We start from the raw sequence: 21,814 nt of genomic DNA, 5'->3' as shown, positions 1-21,814 counted from the left end.
AAGGACTTGAGTTGCAGCCTCAAATCCCTTCGCCGGCATTATCCGGATCAGGTTCGACGGGTATCTCTCAGCCCATACACTTCATCATTCACGCTGCCTCTGTGTTGGCTGCGTTACTCGGCCCATCTCCGGGCCTCGCCCCTTCGGGGCCGCTGCAAGCAGCGTTCAAATCTGCTCCCGGCAGATTTGTCGCTCACCCCAGTCACATAGTTATCTATGCTCCTGGGGACTCACTCGCTTGCCGCCTTGATGCAGCGTGAATGATTCTGTGTATGTTTTTATTTAGCACCCCGTTGAGAACGGCGTTAGTGTAATGATTTTGTTGCTATGCGGCAATCAAGAGCCGGATCTAAGGATCCGGTGGTGCAAACCACGCCGATTTAAAATCAAACCAGCCGAGGGTATTCATGCGTAACCCGCGCATACTGCGCTGTCCTTGAATGATGAGCCAGTGGTGGATTAGCGGCACAATGGCCTTTGTAGCGAGCAACTGTTGGCACCATGCCGCCAGGCTCATTTCGCCCGTTCGCCAGCGGGCCGCATCGTTTTCCCAGTCCCGCGAGATACAGTTTTGCAGCAACGGGACTTCGCACAAATGGGCGAACAGCGAGAAATCCAGCGGTAGGGTAAAGTTGGCGCTGTTGAGCCAGATATCGCTGACGATTTCACCCGCATGCCATTGATCGTAGTCGATCTCCTGAATATTTAACTGTACCTGATGCTCTGCCAGCAACGTCTTCATGATCTGCGCGATAATCCGATGTTCGATGTGATCGCGATAGTAGGTGATCGTCAGCGTTTCCAGTCCGGCGGGTTTTTCACCATGGCCGGGTTTGGCATGGTGCCAGCGGGGGAGCAAACCGTAGGCGGGAAACCACAGTCGCTGGAACTGTTCGTCGGCGTGGCAGATGAGATGGGTTGGCGAAAGAACGCGGCTAACCCAATCGCGAACCTCCTGATTAGCGCCACGGTGGGTGCGCGCATCAAACAGCAGGTAGTAGCATCCTTCCTCGAGGCGGCTTTCGATCGCCTTTTCATCCTCCGTGGGGCCTTTTAGCGTCAACCCACCGCCAGGCTCTTCACCGATATCGGGTAACACCCAAACGTTAACTTCGTCGATCAGCGCCCGGTAGCCAAAATAATCATCAAATGCATGAATTTTCAGTTGGTTATTGGTATTGCGCATCACCGCATAGGGACCAGTGCCAATTGGGTGGCTGGAGAAGTTGCTGAGCGTCTCCCATTCTCGCGGCAGGATCATGGCGGGGACTTGCCCCAATAGCCAGGGAAGCCAGCGGTCGGGTTGGGCGAGATGGATATCCAGCGTCCAGGCCGTGGGAGAAACGATCTGCGTGATGTGCGAGTACAGCGGCAGGGCGTTAATGCGCATCAGCGAGGTGATGACATCTTCCATTTCCAGTTCGCGGCCATGATGAAAATGAATCCCCGGACGCAGGAAGAATCGCCAGTGTAAAGGTGAAATCTGCTGCCAGTGATGGGCGATGTCCGCTTCCAGTTCCCCATTTTCCTCATTTACCCGAATTAAGGCGCTGAAAATTTGCCGGGCGATATGAGTTTCTGAACGGCGTAGCGCCGTACCGGGAAGCAGGTTGTGCATGGGACGATAATAGAGAACGCGCATGATGTGCCGCCCCTGGCGAAAACTGCGCCCCAGGTGAGAAACCAGCATCTGTCGTACGGCCGTTTTGTCACCGACCAACTGCACCAGTTGATCGATGCGATCCTGTTCCAGCAGGTCTTCTGCCCGCTGCTGCTGGAGTGCCAGCCCGGTATAGAGGAAAGTCAGGCGCGAGCGTTTACCTCGCCCTACTTCGGCTTCCCACGTTAACCAGCCGCGTTCTTGCATGGTATTGAGCAGGGTACGCATATGGCGGCGCGAACAACTCAGCAGCTCCGCCAGCTCGTTCAGCGTCGTGTCTTGCGTTTTGCCGTCACAGCATTGCCACAGACGGATGAACTGTTGTTGCAGACGACCAGAAGACATAAAAGGGGAACTCCTGCGAAAAACTCAGCAATTTTATTATCCCTATATTAAGCCAATAATAGATTCCGATGAAGCGATGAGACAACGAAGGGGTCATCTATGCGTCAGTTCTGGTTGAAATACTTTACCGCGACGGAAAAATCGTCCTGGTTGGCTTGCCTGAGCGCACCGCAGCGCTTAAAGATGCTCGAAGAACTGATGCAGTGGGAGGTGACAGCCTGACTCCTGAATTGGGAATTGCAGACATCATGTGTGACTGAGTATTGGTGTTAATCGCCGCGCCAGCAGATAATCACTGCTGGCTTTTTTTGTTTCTGCTGCGCTAAAAGGAACTGTAATGCTCTGGATTATGACCATGGGACGGCGCCTCAACGGCGTTTACGCGGCATTTATGCTGGTCGCTTTTATGATGGGCGTAGCAGGTGCATTGCAGGCACCCACGCTGAGCTTGTTCCTGAGCCGTGAAGTCGGGGCGCAGCCGTTTTGGGTCGGGCTGTTTTATACCGTCAATGCGATTGTCGGGATCGTTGTCAGCCTTGCCCTCGCGAAACGATCCGACAGCCAGGGCGACAGGCGCAAGCTGATCATGTTTTGCTGCCTGATGGCAATCGGAAACGCGCTGCTGTTTGCGTTTAATCGCCACTATCTCACGCTTATCACCTGCGGTGTACTGCTGGCCTCGCTGGCGAATACCGCCATGCCGCAGCTGTTTGCGCTGGCGCGGGAATACGCTGATAACTCCGCGCGTGAAGTGGTGATGTTTAGCTCGGTGATGCGTGCGCAGCTTTCGCTGGCCTGGGTAATTGGACCGCCGCTGGCCTTCATGCTGGCGCTGAATTACGGCTTTACGGCGATGTTTTCCATTGCCGCAGGGATTTTCGCCATTAGCCTGGTGCTGATTGCGCTGATACTGCCGTCAGTCACACGGGTGGAGCAACCTGTTGACGTACCGCTGGAACAGACCGGTGGTTGGCAGGACAAAAATGTGCGCATGTTGTTTATTGCCTCTACGCTGATGTGGACCTGCAATACCATGTACATCATCGATATGCCGCTGTGGATAAGCCTTGAGCTGGGGTTACCGGACAAGCTGGCCGGTATCCTGATGGGGACGGCGGCTGGGCTGGAAATTCCGGCGATGATCCTGGCGGGCTACTATGTGAAGCGCTTTGGTAAACGGCGAATGATGATCGCGGCCGTCGCGGCGGGCGTACTGTTTTATCTTGGTTTGATCTTCTTTCACAGCCGCACGGCGCTGCTGGTGCTGCAACTATTTAATGCAGTATTTATCGGTATCATCGCCGGGATAGGAATGCTGTGGTTTCAGGATCTTATGCCCGGGCGTGCGGGGTCAGCGACCACATTATTTACCAACAGTATTTCAACGGGGGTCATTCTCGCGGGAGTGATTCAGGGGGCTGTTGCGCAAAGCTACGGTCACTTTGCCGTCTATTGGGTGATTGCGGCGATTTCTGTGGTCACGCTGGTGATGACCGGGCGGGTAAAGGACGTTTGATTTTTGGAGTGCCGGATGGCAGCTTACGCCTTATCCGGCACTACAAGGACTAGCGCATAAACGCTGGCTGCTTGTCTTCGTACTCGGTGATGGCTGCTTCATGCTGCAGCGTCAGCCCGATGCTGTCCAGACCGTTCAGCATGCAGTGGCGGCGGAAGTCGTCGATTTTAAAGCTGTAGGACTTATCGCCCGCTTTCACCACCTGCGCTTGCAGATCCACTTCAAATTTAATGCCCGGATTGGCTTTCACCAGGGCGAACATTTCATCTACCTGCGCGTCGCTCAAGGTCACCGGCAGCAGTTGGTTATTGAAGCTGTTGCCGTAGAAGATGTCAGCGAAGCTTGGCGCGATCACTACTTTAAAGCCGTAATCGGTCAGCGCCCATGGCGCATGTTCACGGGAAGAGCCGCAGCCAAAGTTTTCCCGCGCCAGCAGAATTGACGCGCCTTTATATTCCGGGAAGTTCAGTACGAACTCTGGGTTAGGCTGTTGCCCTTTTTCATCCAGAAAACGCCAGTCGTTAAACAGATGAGCGCCAAAACCGGTGCGCGTAACCTTCTGCAAAAACTGTTTGGGAATAATCGCGTCGGTATCCACGTTGGCGGCATCCAGTGGGACAACCAGGCCGGTATGTTGGGTAAATTTCTCTGCCATGGTAGTTTCCTTATTTGATGCTGCGAATGTCGGCAAAATGACCGGTAACGGCGGCAGCGGCGGCCATGGCCGGGCTGACTAAATGCGTGCGACCACCGCGGCCCTGGCGGCCTTCAAAGTTACGGTTGCTGGTGGATGCACAGCGCTCGCCTGGGTTCAGGCGGTCATTGTTCATGGCCAGACACATGGAACAGCCCGGTAAACGCCATTCAAACCCGGCTTCGATGAAGATCTTGTCCAGACCTTCCGCTTCAGCCTGCGCTTTCACCGGACCAGAACCCGGCACAACCAGCGCCTGTACGCCTGGCGCAACTTTGCGTCCTTTGGCGATTTGGGCCGCAGCGCGTAAATCTTCAATACGCGAATTGGTACAGGAACCGATAAACACTTTATCAATAGCCACTTCTGTTAACGGAATACCCGGTTTCAGCCCCATATATGCCAGCGCTTTTTCAGCCGATGCGCGCTCAACGGGATCGGAAAATGACGCCGGGTCGGGAATATTATCGTTCACCGAGATGACCTGACCCGGGTTCGTACCCCAAGTGACCTGCGGTGCGATCTCTTCTGCCTGCAGGGTAACGACGGTATCAAACGTCGCGTTGTCGTCGGTTTTCAGCGTTTTCCAGTACGCAACCGCGTTGGTAAAATCCTCCCCCTTCGGTGCGTGTAAACGACCCTGCACATAGTTAAAGGTGGTTTCATCCGGTGCGACCAGACCTGCTTTGGCGCCCATTTCAATGGCCATGTTGCACAGGGTCATACGGCCTTCCATGCTCAGCGCACGGATGGCTTCGCCACAAAATTCAACGACGTGTCCGGTACCGCCTGCACTACCGGTTTTACCGATAATAGCCAGCACGATATCTTTGGCGGTAATGCCAGGTGCTGCTGTGCCGTTAACTTCAATCTTCATGGTTTTGGCACGCCCCTGTTTCAGGGTCTGCGTCGCCAGAACGTGTTCAACTTCAGAGGTGCCAATACCAAAGGCCAGCGCGCCAAACGCGCCGTGTGTGGCGGTGTGGGAGTCGCCGCAAACGATGGTCATACCCGGCAACGTTACGCCTTGCTCAGGCCCCATCACGTGAACGATCCCCTGATACGGGTGGTTCAGGTCGTACAGTTCGACGCCAAATTCATTGCAGTTTTTGATCAATTCCTGCATCTGAATGCGCGCCATTTCGCCGGAAGCGTTAATGTCTTTGGTTTGCGTGGAGACGTTATGGTCCATGGTGGCAAAGGTTTTACCCGGCTGGCGCACCTGACGGCCATGCGCACGCAGGCCATCAAACGCCTGCGGAGAGGTCACTTCATGCACCAGATGTCTGTCGATATACAACAGCGGGGTTTCGTTTTGCGCTTCGTAGACGACGTGCGCATCGAACAATTTTTCGTATAACGTTTTGGCCATGATTACACCCCTTCTGCGACGTAACGGGCAATAATGTCACCCATTTCATCGGTACCGACTGCGGCAGCGCCACGGGCTAAGTCACCGGTGCGAATGCCTTCTTCTAATGCGCGGTTGATGGCGCTCTCAATTGCGGTTGCCGCATCATTGGCGTCCAGGCTGTAGCGCAGCAGCAGCGCCAGCGAAAGGATTTGTGCGATAGGGTTAGCAATGTTTTTCCCGGCGATATCCGGAGCGGAGCCGCCAGCGGGCTCGTACAGACCAAAGCCCTGCTCATTCAGGCTGGCGGACGGTAACATCCCCATTGATCCGGTGATCATGGCGCATTCGTCAGACAGAATGTCGCCAAACAAGTTGGAGCACAGCAGCACGTCGAACTGGGATGGATCTTTGATCAACTGCATCGTCGCGTTGTCGATGTACATATGCGCCAGCTCAACGTCCGGATATTCATTAGCAATTTCATTGACGATTTGGCGCCACAGAATAGACGTTTGCAGTACGTTGGCTTTATCAATCGACGTGACTTTGCGGCGACGCTGGCGAGCAGATTCAAACGCGATACGTGCGATACGCTCGATCTCGAAACGGTGATAAACCTCGGTATCAAAGGCTTTTTCATGTTGTCCGCTGCCTTCGCGGCCTTTTGGCTGACCGAAGTAGATACCGCCGGTCAGTTCGCGTACGCACAGGATGTCGAAACCGTTCGCGGCAATATCTGCGCGCAGAGGGCAAAATGCTTCCAGACCCTGGTACAGCTTAGCCGGGCGCAGGTTGCTGAATAATTTGAAGTGTTTACGCAACGGCAGCAGCGCGCCGCGTTCAGGCTGCTGATTGGGTGGCAGATTTTCCCATTTCGGGCCGCCAACGGAGCCAAACAGAATGGCGTCAGCTTGCTCACAGCCTTCAACCGTCGCAGGCGGCAGCGGCTGACCATGGTTATCGATAGCGGCACCCCCCACGTCGTAGTGGCTGGTGGTAATGCGCATGTTAAAACGGTTGCGGATTGCGTCCAGTACCTTCAGGGCTTGCGCCATCACTTCCGGGCCAATACCGTCGCCCGGCAAAACAGCAATATGATAATTCTTCGACATCACACGGTTTCCTTGTTGTTCTCGTTGTTCTGAGCTTTGCGTTGCAATTCTTTTTCGACTTCTTCGGCGCGCCAAATGTTGTTCAGCACATGAACCATCGCTTTCGCGGACGATTCGACGATATCTGTTGCCAGACCGACGCCGTGGAAGCGGCGACCGTTATAATTAGCAACGATATCCACCTGGCCCAGCGCATCTTTACCGTGCCCTTTGGCGGTCAGGCTGTATTTCACCAGTTCGATGTTGTACTCGGTCACACGGTTGATGGCCTGATAAATGGCATCGACCGGACCGTTACCGTTCGCCGCTTCGGCTTTGACTTCTTCACCGCAGGCCAGCTTGACGGAGGCGGTGGCGATGTCATTTGAGCCGGACTGCACGCTGAAGTAATCCAGACGGAAATGCTCCGGCTCTTCCTGCTGTTTATTAATAAAGGCCAGCGCTTCCAGGTCGTAATCAAATACCTGACCTTTTTTATCCGCCAGCTTCAGGAATGCGTCGTACAGGTTGTCCAGGTTGTATTCATTCTCTTTATATCCCATCTCGTCCATACGGTGTTTCACCGCGGCGCGTCCGGAACGGGAAGTCAGGTTCAACTGCACCTGGTTCAGACCGATGGATTCAGGCGTCATGATTTCGTAGTTTTCACGATTTTTCAGTACGCCGTCCTGATGGATGCCAGAGGAGTGGGCAAAGGCGCCGCTACCGACAATGGCTTTGTTGGCCGGAATGGGCATGTTGCAGATTTGGCTGACTAACTGACTGGTACGCCAGATTTCCTGGTGATTAATGCGGGTCTGTACGTTCAGGATATCTTTGCGCACTTTGATCGCCATGATCACTTCTTCCAGTGAGCAGTTACCGGCGCGTTCGCCGATACCGTTCATCGCGCCTTCCACCTGGCGAGCACCGGCGTGGACGGCCGCCAACGCGTTGCCAACGCCCAGACCTAAATCATCATGGGTGTGCACGGAGATGATGGCTTTATCGATATTCGGTACGCGTTCATACAGACCAGAAATGATTGCTCCGAATTCGAAAGGCATGGTGTAGCCAACGGTATCGGGGATATTGATAGTTTTGGCTCCCGCATTAATCGCGGCTTCGACCACGCGGGCCAGATCGGCAATAGGGGTACGGCCAGCATCCTCGCATGAGAACTCCACGTCATCCGTATAATTACGCGCACGCTTCACCATGTAGACTGCTCGCTCGATCACTTCATCCAACGTGCTGCGCAATTTCGTCGCGATATGCATCGGCGAGGTGGCGATGAACGTATGAATGCGGAAAGCCTCAGCGACCTTCAGAGATTCTGCGGCAACGTCGATATCTTTTTCTACGCAGCGGGCTAAGGCGCAAACGCGGCTGTTCTTCACCTGACGAGCGATGGTTTGTACGGACTCAAAGTCACCCGGTGAAGAGACCGGAAAACCGACCTCCATCACGTCAACGCCCATACGCTCGAGGGCCAGCGCAATCTGCAGTTTTTCTTTCACACTCAGGCTCGCCTGTAACGCCTGTTCACCGTCACGTAAGGTGGTATCGAAAATAATGACTTGCTGGCTCATGGTTTAGGTCCTTGGTCTTTAGGGCGCCTTGCTTCGAGCATAAAAAAACCCGCGCAACGGCGCGGGTTTTTTGTCTTAACTGGAGCTGACTTAATGCTGAATGTCGTCCACCAGTCTACCGCGCAATGAGAATGCGTTTAGTAGTAGTAGACCGATAAAACGAGCAATGTAAGTCATCAATCAAGCTCCAGGCGAATGCGATATGCTTTTAGTGGTACTGGATATGAAGACTGATGTCAACCCCATTCCCTGCAAATGCTCCCGTTAAGAGGGAAAGTTTCTGATAAACTTAAGCGAATTGTGCTGAATTTCTCAGGGTATATAAAATTAATCATCTGATCGTTGAACATATTTTTCACGGTTTGACATATTTAAGCATATTTATTTGCATTTATGGTAACGAAGAACTAAAGATAACGCCTCATTTGGGATTTCATATCTTTATGATTTATCAGCTTTTATATTCATTTTGAATGGATGAAACCAATGTGTTACCCAATAATTGATAAATTAATGTTAACTTTTAATGTGTTAATAATAGAAATGTTTAATTAAAACTTAAATACGTATTCACTGTGCGTATGATTGTGTATTCGCCACGCTTATGGTTATATTGTTTTCGAAATTTAAACATATGAATCATCGCGCAGTGACATCTGCCGCACTACGCTTGTGGTGTTCTTTTGTACATTTAGATTTGTGCCTTTATGTTTTCCTAATTTTAATGTTTTTCCTTTTTCTTATTTTATATGCATGGTAAATCATATTAACGGAGATTATTTCTGCACTCCGTCTGGGAAAAGGGAGTTTAGAGTGACAGTGGAGTTAAATATGCCAGAAGTAAAAATAATAGATAAATCTAATCTCATAGAGATGGGGAAGCCACAGCTTCGCATGGTTGATCTTAATTTATTAACTGTTTTTGATGCGGTGATGCAGGAACAAAATATTACTCGTGCTGCACATACGCTGGGGATGTCGCAACCCGCTGTCAGTAATGCGGTCGCACGCCTGAAAGTCATGTTTAACGATGAGCTTTTTGTTCGTTATGGCCGTGGAATCCAGCCGACAGCAAGAGCCTTCCAGCTGTTTGGCTCCGTTCGTCAGGCATTGCAATTAGTGCAGAATGAACTGCCTGGTTCCGGCTTTGAACCTACCAGCAGCGAGCGTGTATTCAATCTTTGCGTATGCAGTCCATTGGATAATATTCTTACTTCGTTGATTTATAATCGAGTTGAACAAGTCGCGCCGAACATTAATGTCGTTTTTAAATCTTCACTAAATCTAAATACCGAGCACCAATTACGTTATCAGGAAACTGAGTTTGTTATTAGCTATGAAGAATTCCGTCGTCCGGAATTTACCAGTGTTCCGTTATTCAATGACGAAATGGTGTTAGTGGCAAGCAAAAAACATCCGCGCATTAGTGGCCCATTGCTGGAAAGCAATCTCTATCATGAACAGCATGCCGTGGTTTCGCTCGATCGCTTCGCCTCATTCAGCCAGCCGTGGTATGACACACCGGATAAACAATCCTGCGTGGCTTATCAGGGAATGGCATTAATCAGCGTGCTTAATATTGTGTCGCAAACGCACCTGGTCTCTATTGCGCCGCGTTGGTTGGCGGAAGAGTTCGCCGATTCTTTAGAACTGCAGATATTGCCTTTACCTTTAAAATTGAACAGCCGCACATGTTATCTTTCCTGGCATGAGGCTGCGGGGCGCGATAAAGGACATCAATGGATGGAAGAACTGTTGGTCTCCGTCTGTAAGAAGTAGCCGCTGGCAGAATAAATCGGGGAATACATCTGGTTTATTCTGCTTTTATCTTTATATCTAAAATTTTGTGCTGAACTCGACTTTTTACGTATGTCCGAAAGTGTAAAAAAATAGACTAATTGCTGTAAGTCCCCCTTTTTAAGCGATTATTTATCATATCAATTGCTTATGCTGGTTTAATTCTCCATTTATTCAATTCTTACCTCCGTTTTATTCTTATTTACTCCAGTGCCACCTCTTCGGAGTCAATTGCCATGCGTCATCGTCAGCGGTTAATGTGTTGTTAAACCGTAATTCATTATAAGAGTGAGGCAAGCCATGGAGATGTTGTCTGGAGCCGAGATGGTCGTCCGATCGCTTATCGATCAGGGTGTGAAGCAGGTATTCGGTTATCCCGGGGGGGCCGTCCTCGATATTTATGATGCATTGCATACGGTCGGCGGTATTGATCATGTGTTAGTCCGTCATGAGCAAGCCGCAGTACATATGGCTGATGGCCTGGCGCGTGCCACGGGAGAAGTGGGCGTCGTTTTGGTCACTTCCGGACCAGGGGCAACCAATGCGATCACCGGGATTGCAACGGCATATATGGATTCCATTCCGCTGGTGATCCTCTCCGGCCAGGTCGCCACCTCCCTGATTGGCTACGATGCCTTTCAGGAGTGCGACATGGTGGGTATATCCCGCCCGGTGGTAAAACACAGTTTTCTGGTTAAACAAACGGAAGATATCCCGCAGGTGCTGAAAAAAGCCTTCTGGTTGGCGGCAAGCGGTCGTCCGGGGCCGGTGGTGGTGGATTTGCCGAAAGATATTCTGAATCCGGCGAAAAAACTGCCTTATAGCTGGCCGGAGTCGGTGAGTATGCGTTCGTATAACCCGACAACGACCGGGCACAAAGGACAGATAAAACGTGCTTTGCAGACGCTGGTCGCGGCGAAGAAACCGGTTGTCTATGTTGGTGGTGGCGCGGTGAATGCCGCCTGTCACGAACAACTGGGGCAAATTGCCGAAGCACTTAATCTGCCGGTTGTCTCCTCGCTGATGGGGTTAGGCGCGTTTCCGGCCACGCATCGCCAGGCGCTGGGAATGTTGGGCATGCATGGTACTTACGAAGCGAATATGACCATGCATCATTCTGATGTGATCTTTGCCGTCGGCGTTCGTTTTGACGATCGAACGACCAATAATCTGGCAAAATATTGCCCGAATGCGACCGTGCTGCATATTGACATCGATCCGACCTCTATTTCAAAAACCGTCACTGCGGATATTCCGATTGTGGGCGATGCTCGCCTGGTGCTGGATCAGATGCTTGAACTGCTGCCGCAGGAGAAATCGCAGCAGCCGCTGGATGATAACCGTGACTGGTGGCAACAGATCGAACACTGGCGCGCTCGTCAGTGCCTGAAATACGACACGCAAAGTGAAAGTATTAAACCGCAGGCGGTGATTGAAACCATCTGGCGTCTGACGAAAGGGGATGCATACGTGACCTCTGACGTTGGCCAGCATCAAATGTTTGCCGCACTTTACTATCCGTTCGATAAACCACGCCGCTGGATTAACTCAGGCGGCCTCGGCACCATGGGATTCGGTTTACCCGCGGCGTTAGGGGTGAAAATGGCGCTGCCGGATGAAACAGTGGTGTGCGTCACCGGGGATGGCAGCATTCAGATGAACATCCAGGAACTGTCGACGGCGCTGCAATATGAGCTACCGGTACTGGTGCTCAACCTTAACAACCGCTATCTCGGCATGGTCAAACAGTGGCAGGACATGATTTACTCCGGGCGTCACTCCCAGTCTTACATGCAGTCGCTACCTGATTTTGTGCGCCTTGCTGAAGCTTATGGGCATATCGGTATCCAGATTAATCATCCAGGCGAACTGGAGAGCAAGCTGGGCGAAGCGCTGGAACATGTGCGTAACCATCGCCTGGTGTTTGTTGATGTCACCGTCGACGGCAGTGAGCATGTCTACCCGATGCAGATTCGTGGGGGCGGGATGGACGAAATGTGGTTAAGTAAAACGGAGAGGACCTGATTATGCGCCGGATATTATCAGTATTGCTGGAAAACGAGTCGGGTGCATTGTCACGTGTGATTGGCCTCTTCGCCCAGCGCGGATACAACATTGAAAGCCTGACCGTCGCGCCGACTGACGACCCGACCTTATCGCGGATGACGATTCAAACGGTAGGGGATGAGAAAGTCCTGGAGCAGATCGAAAAGCAGCTACACAAACTGGTGGATGTTCTGCGCGTCAGCGAACTGGGGCAGGGCGCCCACGTTGAACGAGAAATCATGCTGGTGAAAATCCAGGCTAGCGGCTATGGCCGGGAAGAGGTGAAACGCAACACGGAGATATTCCGTGGGCAAATCATCGATGTTACGCCGTCGATCTACACCGTACAGCTGGCGGGCACCAGCGATAAGCTGGATGCGTTTCTGGCAACGCTACGGGAAGTCGCCAAAATCGTGGAAGTTGCCCGTTCCGGCGTGGTGGGGCTTTCCCGCGGCGATAAAATTATGCGCTAACGCTTACCTGACCTACGCGAGATGCATTGGCTATCGGTTGCTTTTTTTTTGCGAAATCAGCAGTAACCAGAGACAAAAGCGGTTGCCGCAGTCATTATTCTGCGCTTAGATGTTAAGAAGTTTAACCCATGCCATCTCAAAGGTTATGGTTTGTACATTTTACGCAAGGGGCAATTGTGAAACTGGATGAAATCGCTCGGTTGGCCGGCGTTTCGCGAACGACTGCAAGCTACGTTATTAACGGCAAAGCAAAGCAATACCGCGTAAGCGACAAAACGGTTGAAAAAGTCATGGCGGTGGTGCGTGAGCATAATTACCATCCGAATGCCGTGGCGGCCGGGCTGCGTGCTGGACGCACACGTTCTATCGGGCTGGTGATCCCGGATCTCGAGAACACGAGCTATACCCGGATTGCAAACTATCTGGAGCGCCAGGCGCGTCAGCGCGGGTATCAACTACTGATTGCCTGCTCTGAAGATCAGCCGGATAACGAAATGCGCTGTATTGAGCATCTTTTACAACGTCAGGTTGATGCCATTATCGTTTCGACTTCCTTGCCGCCTGAACATCCGTTTTATCAGCGCTGGGCGAACAGTTCATTCCCGATTGTGGCGCTGGATCGCGCGCTGGATCGTGAACATTTCACCAGCGTGGTGGGCGCTGACCAGGATGATGCGCAGATGCTGGCGGAGGAGTTACGTAAATTCCCTGCTGAAACCGTGCTCTATCTGGGGGCTCTTCCTGAATTGTCCGTCAGTTTCCTGCGCGAACAGGGTTTCCGTACCGCGTGGAAGGACGATCCACGTGAAGTGCATTTTCTCTATGCCAACAGCTATGAGCGGGAGGCGGCCGCGCAGTTATTTGATAAATGGCTGGAAACGCATCCAATGCCTCAGGCGCTGTTTACCACGTCGTTTGCCCTGTTGCAGGGGGTGATGGATGTGACCCTGCGCCGCGACGGGCAGTTACCGTCTGATTTAGCGATTGCGACTTTTGGCGACCACGAGCTGCTCGACTTCCTGCAGTGCCCGGTACTGGCGGTGGCGCAGCGCCATCGAGATGTCGCGGAACGCGTGCTGGAGATTGTGTTGGCAAGCCTGGATGAGCCGCGTAAACCCAAACCAGGTTTAACGCGTATACGGCGTAATCTGTACCGTCGCGGTATTCTAAGCCGTAACTAAGTTGCCTCAATTGATGATGTCGGCGGATAAGCCTCTGACATCATCAATTATCCCGTTCTCGGAAATAACCGCATTATAATTAAGAATATTCTTTAGAATTATCTGAAATTGATTCTTCTATTATGCCGAATTAAAAATGCAACTATCCATTTTTGGGTAATTGAGACGTAACGATGCGTTACGGTTGTATTATTTTGTTACAAGCATGTAGGGATTTGCCGAATTAACAAACACTTTACTGGTGTGTTGCGACAATCTCGCCCTTATCTCGCTCCTGTGCGGCGTACAGACTGATTAACTGGTACTGTTATCTCGCTGCATATTGTCCTAAAATGCCGCTCGCGTCGCAAACTGACACTTTATATTTTTCTTTTGATGATATTCAGTTGTTTTAAACAATCATGAGTTGTTGGATTTTTTTCTTACAAATATTCATGACGTTAATTTGCTTCGTTTGCTGTACGGAATTTGTTCAACGCTGATATTAGCCGTAAACAATGGGTTTTTTGCTCCGCTAAGCGCCGTGACTTGCTTGACAAGGTTTTCCTCCGCTCCGTAAACTCCTTTAAGTGGGAATTTGTGGGATAAAGTGGTAATCGGGGGTGAGGCTGGCATGTTCCGGGGAGCAACGTTAGTTAATCTCGACAGTAAAGGGCGCTTATCTGTGCCTACCCGTTATCGGGATCAACTGCTCGAGAGCGCTACCGGTCAAATGGTTTGCACCATTGACATCCATCACCCGTGCCTGCTGCTGTACCCCCTGCCTGAATGGGAAATTATCGAGCAGAAGTTATCGCGTCTGTCGAGCATGAATCCAGTTGAGCGTCGCGTACAGCGCCTGTTGTTGGGTCATGCTAGCGAATGTCAGATGGATAGCGCTGGCCGATTATTGATAGCGCCCATTCTGCGGCAACACGCAGGGCTAACGAAAGAAGTGATGCTGGTTGGGCAGTTCAATAAGTTTGAGCTGTGGGATGAAACGACCTGGTATCAACAGGTCAAGGAAGATATCGACGCTGAGCAGTCTGTTACCGGCGCGCTGTCGGAACGATTGCAGGATTTGTCTCTATAAAATGATGGAAAATTATAAACATACAACGGTGTTGCTGGATGAAGCCGTAAACGGCCTGAATATTCGTCCAGACGGCATCTACATTGACGGGACATTTGGTCGCGGTGGTCACTCACGTCTGATCCTCTCGCAACTTGGCGAAGCGGGGCGTTTACTGGCCATCGATCGCGATCCGCAGGCGATTGCCGTTGCAAAGACGATTACCGATCCCCGTTTTTCCATCGTCCATGGTCCTTTTTCTGCGCTGGCTGATTATGTCGCCGAGCGCGGACTTACCGGTAAGATCGACGGGATTCTTCTCGATCTTGGGGTGTCTTCTCCACAGCTTGATGATGCTGAGCGCGGATTCTCATTTATGCGTGACGGTCCGTTAGATATGCGTATGGACCCAACACGCGGTCAGTCAGCGGCCGAATGGCTGCAAACCGCCGATGAAGCAGACATTGCCTGGGTGATTAAAACCTTTGGCGAAGAGCGCTTCGGCAAACGTATTGCTCGCGCCATCGTAGAGCGCAACCGCATCGAACCGATGACCCGCACTAAAGAGCTGGCGGAAGTGATTGCGGCGGCAATGCCGGTGAAAGACAAATTCAAACATCCCGCGACCCGTACCTTCCAGGCGGTGCGCATTTGGGTGAACAGTGAACTGGAGGAGATAGAGCAGGCGCTAAAAAGCTCGCTCAGCGTGCTGGCACCAGGTGGTCGCCTTTCGGTAATCAGTTTCCATTCGCTTGAAGATCGCATTGTTAAACGCTTTATGCGCGAACAAAGCCGTGGTCCTCAGGTTCCGGCTGGAATACCGATGACCGAAGCGCAGATCAAAAAGCTGGGCGGCCGTGAGTTAAGAGCACTAGGCAAGATGATGCCGGGTGAAGAAGAGGTAGCTGAAAATCCTCGTGCCCGTAGTTCAGTTCTGCGTATTGCAGAGAGGACGAACGCATGATCAGCAGAGTGACAGAAGCCCTCAGCAAAGTTAAAGGATCGATAGGAAGCAACGAGCGCCATGCCTTGCCTGGCGTGATCGGTGACGATCTTTTGCGGTATGGGAAGCTGCCACTCTGCCTGTTCATTTGCATTATTTTGACGGCGGTTACCGTCGTGACAACAGCACACCATACGCGGTTACTGACCGCGCAGCGTGAGCAGCTGGTTCTGGAGCGAGATGCGCTGGATATCGAATGGCGCAACTTGATCCTTGAGGAGAACGCGCTCGGCGACCATAGCCGTGTTGAACGGATCGCAACGGAAAAGCTGCAAATGCAGCATGTTGATCCCTCACAAGAAAATATCGTAGTACAAAAATAAGGATAAACGCGACGCATGAAAGCAGCGGCAAAAACGCACAAGCCAAAACGCCAGGAAGAACAAGCCAACTTTATCAGTTGGCGTTTTGCGTTACTGTGCGGCTGTATTTTGCTGGCACTGGGTTTTCTGCTGGGGCGCGTTGCCTGGCTGCAAATCATCGCGCCGGACATGCTGGTGCGTCAGGGCGATATGCGCTCTCTGCGCGTACAGGAAGTGTCCACATCGCGCGGGATGATTACCGACCGTTCAGGTCGTCCGCTGGCGGTGAGCGTTCCGGTTAAGGCGATTTGGGCCGACCCAAAAGAGGTGCATGACGCAGGCGGCGTAAGCGTTGGTGAACGCTGGAGAGCGCTGTCGACCGCGTTGAATCTCCCGCTCGATCAACTGGCTTCCCGCATTAACGCCAACCCGAAAGGGCGCTTTATCTATCTGGCGCGTCAGGTAAACCCTGACATGGCTGACTACATCAAAAAACTGAAGCTGCCAGGCATTCACCTGCGCGAAGAATCCCGCCGTTACTATCCTTCCGGAGAAGTGACCGCTCACCTTATCGGCTTTACTAACGTCGACAGCCAGGGGATTGAAGGCGTTGAGAAGAGCTTCGACAAATGGCTCACCGGGCAACCGGGCGAACGTATTGTACGTAAAGACCGTTATGGCCGCGTCATTGAGGATATTTCCTCTACCGACAGCCAGGCGGCGCATAACCTTGCGCTAAGTATCGATGAGCGTTTACAGGCGCTGGTCTACCGCGAACTGAATAACGCCGTGGCGTTTAACAAGGCGGAGTCAGGCAGTGCGGTACTGGTGGATGTGAACACCGGTGAAGTGCTGGCGATGGCCAACAGCCCGTCCTACAACCCGAACAATCTCACCGGTACGCCGAAGGATGCGATGCGTAACCGTACGATTACCGACGTGTTTGAACCGGGGTCCACCGTCAAACCGATGGTGGTGATGACGGCGCTGCAGCGTGGCGTGGTTCGCGAAAATACCGTACTTAACACTATCCCTTACCGAATTAATGGCCACGAAATTAAAGACGTGGCGCGTTATAGCGAATTGACCCTCACCGGGGTTTTGCAGAAGTCGAGTAACGTCGGTGTTTCCAAGCTGGCGTTAGCGATGCCGTCCTCAGCGTTAGTAGACACTTACTCACGTTTTGGGCTGGGAAAAGCGACCAATTTGGGGTTGGTCGGAGAACGCAGTGGCTTATATCCTCAAAAACAACGGTGGTCTGACATAGAGAGGGCCACCTTCTCTTTCGGCTATGGGCTAATGGTAACGCCGTTACAGTTAGCGCGAGTCTATGCAACGATCGGCAGCTATGGCGTTTATCGGCCACTGTCGATCACCAAAGTTGACCCTCCTGTTCCGGGCGAGCGTATCTTCCCGGAATCAACCGTGCGTACCGTAGTGCACATGATGGAAAGCGTGGCGCTGCCCGGCGGCGGCGGCGTGAAGGCGGCGATTAAAGGCTATCGTATCGCCATTAAAACCGGTACGGCGAAGAAAGTAGGGCCGGATGGCCGCTACATCAACAAATACATTGCTTATACCGCAGGCGTTGCGCCTGCGAGTCAGCCGCGCTTCGCGCTGGTTGTTGTTATCAACGATCCGCAGGCGGGTAAATATTACGGTGGCGCCGTTTCCGCGCCGGTCTTTGGTGCCATCATGGGCGGCGTACTGCGCACCATGAACATCGAACCGGATGCGCTGACAACGGGCGATAAAAATGAATTTGTGAATAATCAAGGCGAGGCAACAGGTGGCAGATCGTAATTTGCGCGACCTTCTTGCTCCATGGGTGCCGGGTGCACCGGAGCGAGCACTGCGGGAGATGACGCTCGACAGCCGTATGGCTGCATCGGGCGATCTCTTTGTCGCAGTATTGGGTCATCAGGCGGACGGGCGTCGGTATATCCCGCAGGCGATAGCGCAAGGTGTGGCTGCCATTATTGCAGAAGCAAAAGATGAAGCTACTGACGGTGAAATCCGTGAAATGCACGGCGTTCCAGTTATCTATCTCAGTCAGCTTAACGAACGTTTATCTGCACTGGCGGGCCGCTTTTACCACGAGCCTTCTGAAAAAATGCGACTGGTCGGCGTGACCGGGACCAACGGTAAAACCACCACCACCCAATTGCTGGCACAGTGGAGCCAACTGCTTGGCGAAACCAGCGCGGTGATGGGAACAGTCGGCAATGGCCTGCTGGGCAAAGTGATCCCGACGGAAAATACCACCGGTTCAGCCGTTGATGTCCAGCATGTGCTGGCGGGGCTGGTTGCACAAGGCGCAACGGTTGGCGCAATGGAAGTGTCTTCACACGGTCTGGTTCAGCATCGCGTGGCGGCGCTGAAGTTTGCCGCATCAGTATTTACTAACTTAAGCCGCGACCATCTTGATTACCACGGCGACATGGAACATTACGAAGCCGCGAAATGGCTGCTGTATTCCACGCACCATTGCGGCCAGGCCATCGTTAATGCGGATGATGAAGTCGGTCGTCGCTGGTTGGCCAAACTTCCGGATGCGGTTGCCGTATCGATGGAAGACCACATCAACCCGAACTGTCACGGTCGTTGGTTAAAGGCGATTGACGTGAATTATCACGACAGCGGGGCAACAATTCGTTTTACCTCCTCATGGGGTGACGGCGAAATTGAAAGTCGCCTGATGGGCGCGTTTAACGTCAGCAATCTGCTGTTGGCGCTGGCAACGCTGCTGGCGTTGGGATATCCGTTAGCTGATTTACTGAAAACGGCAACACAATTACAGCCAGTTTGTGGGCGCATGGAAGTGTTCAGCGCGCCGGGTAAAACCACCGTTGTGGTTGATTATGCCCATACGCCAGATGCGCTGGAAAAAGCGCTGCAGGCGGCACGTCTGCACTGTACTGGAAAACTGTGGTGCGTTTTTGGCTGCGGCGGCGATCGCGACAAAGGCAAACGTCCGTTGATGGGCGCGATTGCCGAGCAGTTTGCTGATGTTGTCGTGGTGACCGATGACAACCCGCGTACCGAAGAGCCGCGCGCCATTATTAACGACATTCTGGCGGGTATGCTGGATGCCGGACAGGCGAAAGTGATGGAAGGTCGCGCAGAGGCTGTGACAAACGCCATTATGCAGGCGAAAGAAAACGATGTGGTGCTGGTGGCCGGGAAAGGTCACGAAGACTACCAGATCGTTGGCTCGCAGCGCCTCGACTATTCTGACCGCGTCACGGCAGCGCGTCTGCTGGGAGTAATCGCATGATTAGCGTAACGCTCAGCCAACTGGCGGAGATCCTCCGTGGCGAACTGAAAGGAGCCGATCTGACTCTTGATGCGGTGACAACCGATACGCGTAAAGTTACGCCGGGCTGCCTGTTTGTCGCGCTGAAAGGCGAACGCTTTGATGCCCACGATTTCGCAGACAAGGCGCAAGAGAGCGGGGCGGGTGCGCTGCTGGTCAGCCGTCCGTTGGACACCAACCTGCCGCAGCTGATTGTTAAAGATACTCGTCTGGCGTTTGGTGAACTGGCGGCATGGGTACGCGCCCAGGTTTCGGCGCGCGTTGTCGCGCTGACCGGCTCTTCCGGTAAAACGTCTGTCAAAGAGATGACCGCATCCATTCTGAGTCAGTGTGGCAACACCTTATATACCGCGGGCAACCTGAATAACGACATCGGCGTACCGATGACGCTGTTGCGCTTAAACAACGATTACGACTATGCCGTGATTGAGCTTGGCGCTAATCATCAGGGCGAAATCGCCTGGACCGTTGGCCTGACGCGTCCGGAAGCGGCGCTGGTGAACAACCTGGCAGCCGCGCATCTGGAAGGCTTTGGTTCACTGGCGGGCGTTGCGAAGGCAAAAGGTGAGATTTTTACCGGCCTGCCAGCGAACGGAATCGCCATTATGAATGCCGACAATAACGACTGGCTGAACTGGCAGAGCATTATCGGCGATCGTAAAGTCTGGCGCTTCTCCCCGAATGCGGCCAACAGCGACTTTTCGGCGGCCAATGTTCATGTGACTTCACACGGCACAGAGTTTTCTCTGCAAACGCCAACCGGAAGCATTGATGTTCTGCTGCCGCTGCCGGGTCGTCACAACATTGCTAACGCCCTGGCGGCGGCTGCGCTCTCTATGGCGGTAGGCGCGACGCACGAAGCGATTAAAGCGGGTCTGAAGGAACTGCAAGCGGTACCGGGGCGTCTGTTCCCGATTCAACTGGCAGAAAATCAGCTACTGCTGGATGACTCCTATAACGCAAATGTCGGGTCAATGACCGCAGCGGTAAACGTGCTGTCCGAAATGCCGGGCTACCGCGTGCTGGTCGTTGGCGATATGGCAGAGCTTGGCGCGGAAAGCGAAGCATGCCACGTGCAGGTGGGTGACGCTGCGAAGGCTGCAGGTATCGACCGTGTGCTGAGTACAGGGAAACTGAGTCAGGCAATTAGCCATGCCAGCGGTGTGGGTGAGCATTTTGCGGATAAAACCGCGTTGACCGCGCATCTTAAGGCGCTGATTGCAGAACATCAGATTATGACGATTTTAGTGAAGGGTTCACGTAGTGCCGCCATGGAAGAGGTAGTACGCGCATTACAGGAGAATGGGACATGTTAGTTTGGCTGGCCGAACATTTGGTCAAATATTATTCCGGCTTTAACGTCTTTTCCTATCTGACGTTTCGCGCCATCGTCAGCCTGCTGACCGCGCTGTTCATCTCTTTGTGGATGGGCCCGCGCATGATCGCCCGCTTGCAAAAAATGTCCTTTGGACAGGTCGTGCGTAACGACGGTCCGGAATCACACTTCAGTAAACGCGGTACGCCGACCATGGGCGGGATTATGATCCTTACCGCGATTGTTATCTCCGTACTGCTGTGGGCATACCCGTCGAACCCGTACGTATGGTGCGTGCTGGTGGTATTGGTCGGTTACGGCATTATCGGTTTTGTCGATGACTACCGCAAAGTGGTACGCAAAGACACCAAGGGCCTGATCGCGCGCTGGAAATACTTCTGGATGTCGGTGATTGCGCTGGGCGTGGCCTTTGCCCTGTATCTGGCTGGTAAAGATACCCCGGCCACTGAGCTGGTGGTGCCGTTCTTTAAAGACGTGATGCCGCAGTTGGGGCTGTTCTACGTGCTGCTGGCGTACTTCGTGATTGTGGGTACTGGCAACGCGGTCAACCTCACCGATGGTCTGGATGGTCTGGCGATTATGCCGACCGTGTTTGTGGCCGCAGGTTTTGCGTTGGTAGCGTGGGCGACCGGTAACATGAACTTCGCCAACTATCTGCATATTCCCTATTTACGTCATGCCGGCGAATTGGTGATCGTCTGTACGGCAATTGTCGGTGCGGGGTTAGGCTTCTTGTGGTTTAACACCTATCCGGCGCAGGTCTTTATGGGCGACGTCGGATCGCTGGCGCTGGGCGGCGCGCTGGGCATTATTGCCGTGCTCCTGCGTCAGGAGTTCCTGCTGGTGATCATGGGCGGTGTATTCGTCGTAGAAACACTGTCGGTCATTTTGCAGGTTGGCTCCTTTAAGCTGCGCGGACAGCGCATATTCCGTATGGCGCCGATCCACCATCACTATGAACTGAAAGGCTGGCCGGAACCGCGCGTAATTGTACGCTTCTGGATTATTTCGCTGATGCTGGTGCTGATTGGCCTGGCAACGCTGAAGGTACGTTAAT

18 protein-coding genes and 1 riboswitch are annotated in these 21,814 nt (G+C 52.9%); of the genes, 13 read left to right on the top strand and 5 right to left on the bottom strand.

What is annotated here, in order from left to right:
• Window positions 1-7: 7 nt before the first annotated feature.
• Window positions 8-110, bottom strand: a riboswitch (TPP riboswitch).
• A gap of 239 nt (window positions 111-349) precedes the next feature.
• Complete coding sequence (gene sgrR, locus HV352_RS19610) at window positions 350-2,005, bottom strand: HTH-type transcriptional regulator SgrR (protein ID WP_016155682.1); 1,656 nt, start codon at window positions 2,003-2,005, stop codon at window positions 350-352.
• A gap of 99 nt (window positions 2,006-2,104) precedes the next feature.
• Here sgrR and sgrT point away from each other — a divergent pair, with 99 nt between their 5' ends.
• Together sgrT and HV352_RS19600 are read left to right on the top strand one after the other, a co-directional pair.
• Complete coding sequence (gene sgrT / locus HV352_RS19605) at window positions 2,105-2,227, top strand: glucose uptake inhibitor SgrT (RefSeq protein ID WP_016151681.1); 123 nt, start codon at window positions 2,105-2,107, stop codon at window positions 2,225-2,227.
• Window positions 2,228-2,342: 115 nt separating this feature from the next.
• Window positions 2,343-3,521 (top strand): sugar efflux transporter, encoded by a 1,179-nt coding sequence (locus HV352_RS19600; protein ID WP_016155683.1) that lies wholly within the window; start codon window positions 2,343-2,345, stop codon window positions 3,519-3,521.
• 49 nt (window positions 3,522-3,570) lie between these two features.
• Here the strand turns inward: HV352_RS19600 and leuD are convergent, their stop codons facing one another.
• The 4 genes from leuD to leuA are packed head-to-tail and all read right to left on the bottom strand — an operon-like array spanning window position 3,571 to window position 8,252.
• Window positions 3,571-4,176, bottom strand: a complete 606-nt coding sequence (leuD, locus tag HV352_RS19595) for a 3-isopropylmalate dehydratase small subunit (RefSeq protein ID WP_016155684.1) — start codon at window positions 4,174-4,176, stop codon at window positions 3,571-3,573.
• A 10-nt stretch (window positions 4,177-4,186) separates the two neighbouring features.
• Complete coding sequence (gene leuC / locus HV352_RS19590; RefSeq protein WP_016155685.1) at window positions 4,187-5,587, bottom strand: 3-isopropylmalate dehydratase large subunit; 1,401 nt, start codon at window positions 5,585-5,587, stop codon at window positions 4,187-4,189.
• Between the two features lie 2 nt (window positions 5,588-5,589).
• Window positions 5,590-6,681 (bottom strand): 3-isopropylmalate dehydrogenase, encoded by a 1,092-nt coding sequence (gene leuB / locus HV352_RS19585; protein WP_016155686.1) that lies wholly within the window; start codon window positions 6,679-6,681, stop codon window positions 5,590-5,592.
• A complete protein-coding gene (leuA, locus tag HV352_RS19580) occupies window positions 6,681-8,252 on the bottom strand; it encodes a 2-isopropylmalate synthase (protein ID WP_016151686.1) in 1,572 nt (523 codons plus the stop codon). The genes leuB and leuA overlap by 1 nt, the downstream gene beginning before the upstream one ends.
• Before the next feature lie 831 nt (window positions 8,253-9,083).
• Between leuA and leuO the strand changes: the two genes are divergently transcribed.
• The 11 genes from leuO to mraY all read left to right on the top strand — a co-directional run bounded on the left by leuO (window position 9,084) and on the right by mraY (window position 21,813).
• On the top strand, window positions 9,084-10,031 hold the full coding sequence (gene leuO, locus HV352_RS19570; protein WP_016151687.1) for a transcriptional regulator LeuO: 948 nt from the start codon (window positions 9,084-9,086) through the stop codon (window positions 10,029-10,031).
• Window positions 10,032-10,349: 318 nt separating this feature from the next.
• The gene (gene ilvI / locus HV352_RS19565; RefSeq protein WP_016151688.1) at window positions 10,350-12,074 is read left to right on the top strand and encodes an acetolactate synthase 3 large subunit; all 1,725 of its coding nucleotides are present in this window, start codon (window positions 10,350-10,352) and stop codon (window positions 12,072-12,074) included.
• A gap of 2 nt (window positions 12,075-12,076) precedes the next feature.
• Window positions 12,077-12,568 carry an acetolactate synthase small subunit gene (ilvN, locus tag HV352_RS19560; RefSeq protein ID WP_003829566.1) on the top strand — a complete coding sequence of 164 codons (492 nt, stop codon included), beginning with the start codon at window positions 12,077-12,079 and terminating at the stop codon, window positions 12,566-12,568.
• A 176-nt stretch (window positions 12,569-12,744) separates the two neighbouring features.
• Window positions 12,745-13,749 carry a catabolite repressor/activator gene (gene cra / locus HV352_RS19555; RefSeq protein ID WP_016151689.1) on the top strand — a complete coding sequence of 335 codons (1,005 nt, stop codon included), beginning with the start codon at window positions 12,745-12,747 and terminating at the stop codon, window positions 13,747-13,749.
• Between the two features lie 613 nt (window positions 13,750-14,362).
• Entirely contained in the window at window positions 14,363-14,821 is a 459-nt protein-coding gene (gene mraZ, locus HV352_RS19550) for a division/cell wall cluster transcriptional repressor MraZ (protein WP_005124560.1), read from the top strand.
• 1 nt (window position 14,822) lies between these two features.
• Window positions 14,823-15,764 carry a 16S rRNA (cytosine(1402)-N(4))-methyltransferase RsmH gene (gene rsmH, locus HV352_RS19545; RefSeq protein WP_016155687.1) on the top strand — a complete coding sequence of 314 codons (942 nt, stop codon included), beginning with the start codon at window positions 14,823-14,825 and terminating at the stop codon, window positions 15,762-15,764.
• Window positions 15,761-16,126 (top strand): cell division protein FtsL, encoded by a 366-nt coding sequence (gene ftsL / locus HV352_RS19540; RefSeq protein ID WP_006686695.1) that lies wholly within the window; start codon window positions 15,761-15,763, stop codon window positions 16,124-16,126. Before rsmH ends, ftsL begins: the two co-directional genes overlap by 4 nt.
• A gap of 15 nt (window positions 16,127-16,141) precedes the next feature.
• Window positions 16,142-17,908, top strand: a complete 1,767-nt coding sequence (ftsI, locus tag HV352_RS19535) for a peptidoglycan glycosyltransferase FtsI (RefSeq protein WP_016151691.1) — start codon at window positions 16,142-16,144, stop codon at window positions 17,906-17,908.
• Window positions 17,895-19,382, top strand: coding sequence for a UDP-N-acetylmuramoyl-L-alanyl-D-glutamate--2,6-diaminopimelate ligase (murE, locus tag HV352_RS19530; protein ID WP_016151692.1), 1,488 nt, complete (start codon window positions 17,895-17,897; stop codon window positions 19,380-19,382). The genes ftsI and murE overlap by 14 nt, the downstream gene beginning before the upstream one ends.
• Window positions 19,379-20,737 carry a UDP-N-acetylmuramoyl-tripeptide--D-alanyl-D-alanine ligase gene (gene murF, locus HV352_RS19525; RefSeq protein WP_065554754.1) on the top strand — a complete coding sequence of 453 codons (1,359 nt, stop codon included), beginning with the start codon at window positions 19,379-19,381 and terminating at the stop codon, window positions 20,735-20,737. The genes murE and murF overlap by 4 nt, the downstream gene beginning before the upstream one ends.
• Window positions 20,731-21,813: a phospho-N-acetylmuramoyl-pentapeptide-transferase gene (mraY, locus tag HV352_RS19520; protein WP_016151694.1), complete on the top strand. Its 1,083-nt coding sequence runs from the start codon at window positions 20,731-20,733 to the stop codon at window positions 21,811-21,813. Before murF ends, mraY begins: the two co-directional genes overlap by 7 nt.
• Window position 21,814: the final 1 nt, after the last annotated feature.

It is taken from the genome of Citrobacter sp. RHBSTW-01044 (assembly GCF_013781945.1).
GTDB lineage: Bacteria > Pseudomonadota > Gammaproteobacteria > Enterobacterales > Enterobacteriaceae > Citrobacter > Citrobacter braakii.
Note: the sequence above shows the minus strand (reverse complement) of the source record. Positions and strands in the feature narration are given on the sequence as shown.

Bases quoted from the DNA above. Each gene is read 5' to 3' on its own strand.
- ilvN (WP_003829566.1), top strand. From the start codon at position 12,077: ATGCGCCGGATATTATCAGTATTGCTGGAAAACGAGTCGGGTGCATTG.
- leuD (WP_016155684.1), bottom strand. From the start codon at position 4,176: ATGGCAGAGAAATTTACCCAACATACCGGCCTGGTTGTCCCACTGGAT.
- mraZ (WP_005124560.1), top strand. From the start codon at position 14,363: ATGTTCCGGGGAGCAACGTTAGTTAATCTCGACAGTAAAGGGCGCTTA.
- sgrR (WP_016155682.1), bottom strand. From the start codon at position 2,005: ATGTCTTCTGGTCGTCTGCAACAACAGTTCATCCGTCTGTGGCAATGC.
- murF (WP_065554754.1), top strand. From the start codon at position 19,379: ATGATTAGCGTAACGCTCAGCCAACTGGCGGAGATCCTCCGTGGCGAA.
- sgrT (WP_016151681.1), top strand. From the start codon at position 2,105: ATGCGTCAGTTCTGGTTGAAATACTTTACCGCGACGGAAAAATCGTCC.
- leuB (WP_016155686.1), bottom strand. From the start codon at position 6,681: ATGTCGAAGAATTATCATATTGCTGTTTTGCCGGGCGACGGTATTGGC.
- ilvI (WP_016151688.1), top strand. From the start codon at position 10,350: ATGGAGATGTTGTCTGGAGCCGAGATGGTCGTCCGATCGCTTATCGAT.
- leuA (WP_016151686.1), bottom strand. From the start codon at position 8,252: ATGAGCCAGCAAGTCATTATTTTCGATACCACCTTACGTGACGGTGAA.
- HV352_RS19600 (WP_016155683.1), top strand. From the start codon at position 2,343: ATGCTCTGGATTATGACCATGGGACGGCGCCTCAACGGCGTTTACGCG.
- rsmH (WP_016155687.1), top strand. From the start codon at position 14,823: ATGATGGAAAATTATAAACATACAACGGTGTTGCTGGATGAAGCCGTA.
- mraY (WP_016151694.1), top strand. From the start codon at position 20,731: ATGTTAGTTTGGCTGGCCGAACATTTGGTCAAATATTATTCCGGCTTT.
- ftsL (WP_006686695.1), top strand. From the start codon at position 15,761: ATGATCAGCAGAGTGACAGAAGCCCTCAGCAAAGTTAAAGGATCGATA.
- leuO (WP_016151687.1), top strand. From the start codon at position 9,084: ATGCCAGAAGTAAAAATAATAGATAAATCTAATCTCATAGAGATGGGG.
- leuC (WP_016155685.1), bottom strand. From the start codon at position 5,587: ATGGCCAAAACGTTATACGAAAAATTGTTCGATGCGCACGTCGTCTAC.
- ftsI (WP_016151691.1), top strand. From the start codon at position 16,142: ATGAAAGCAGCGGCAAAAACGCACAAGCCAAAACGCCAGGAAGAACAA.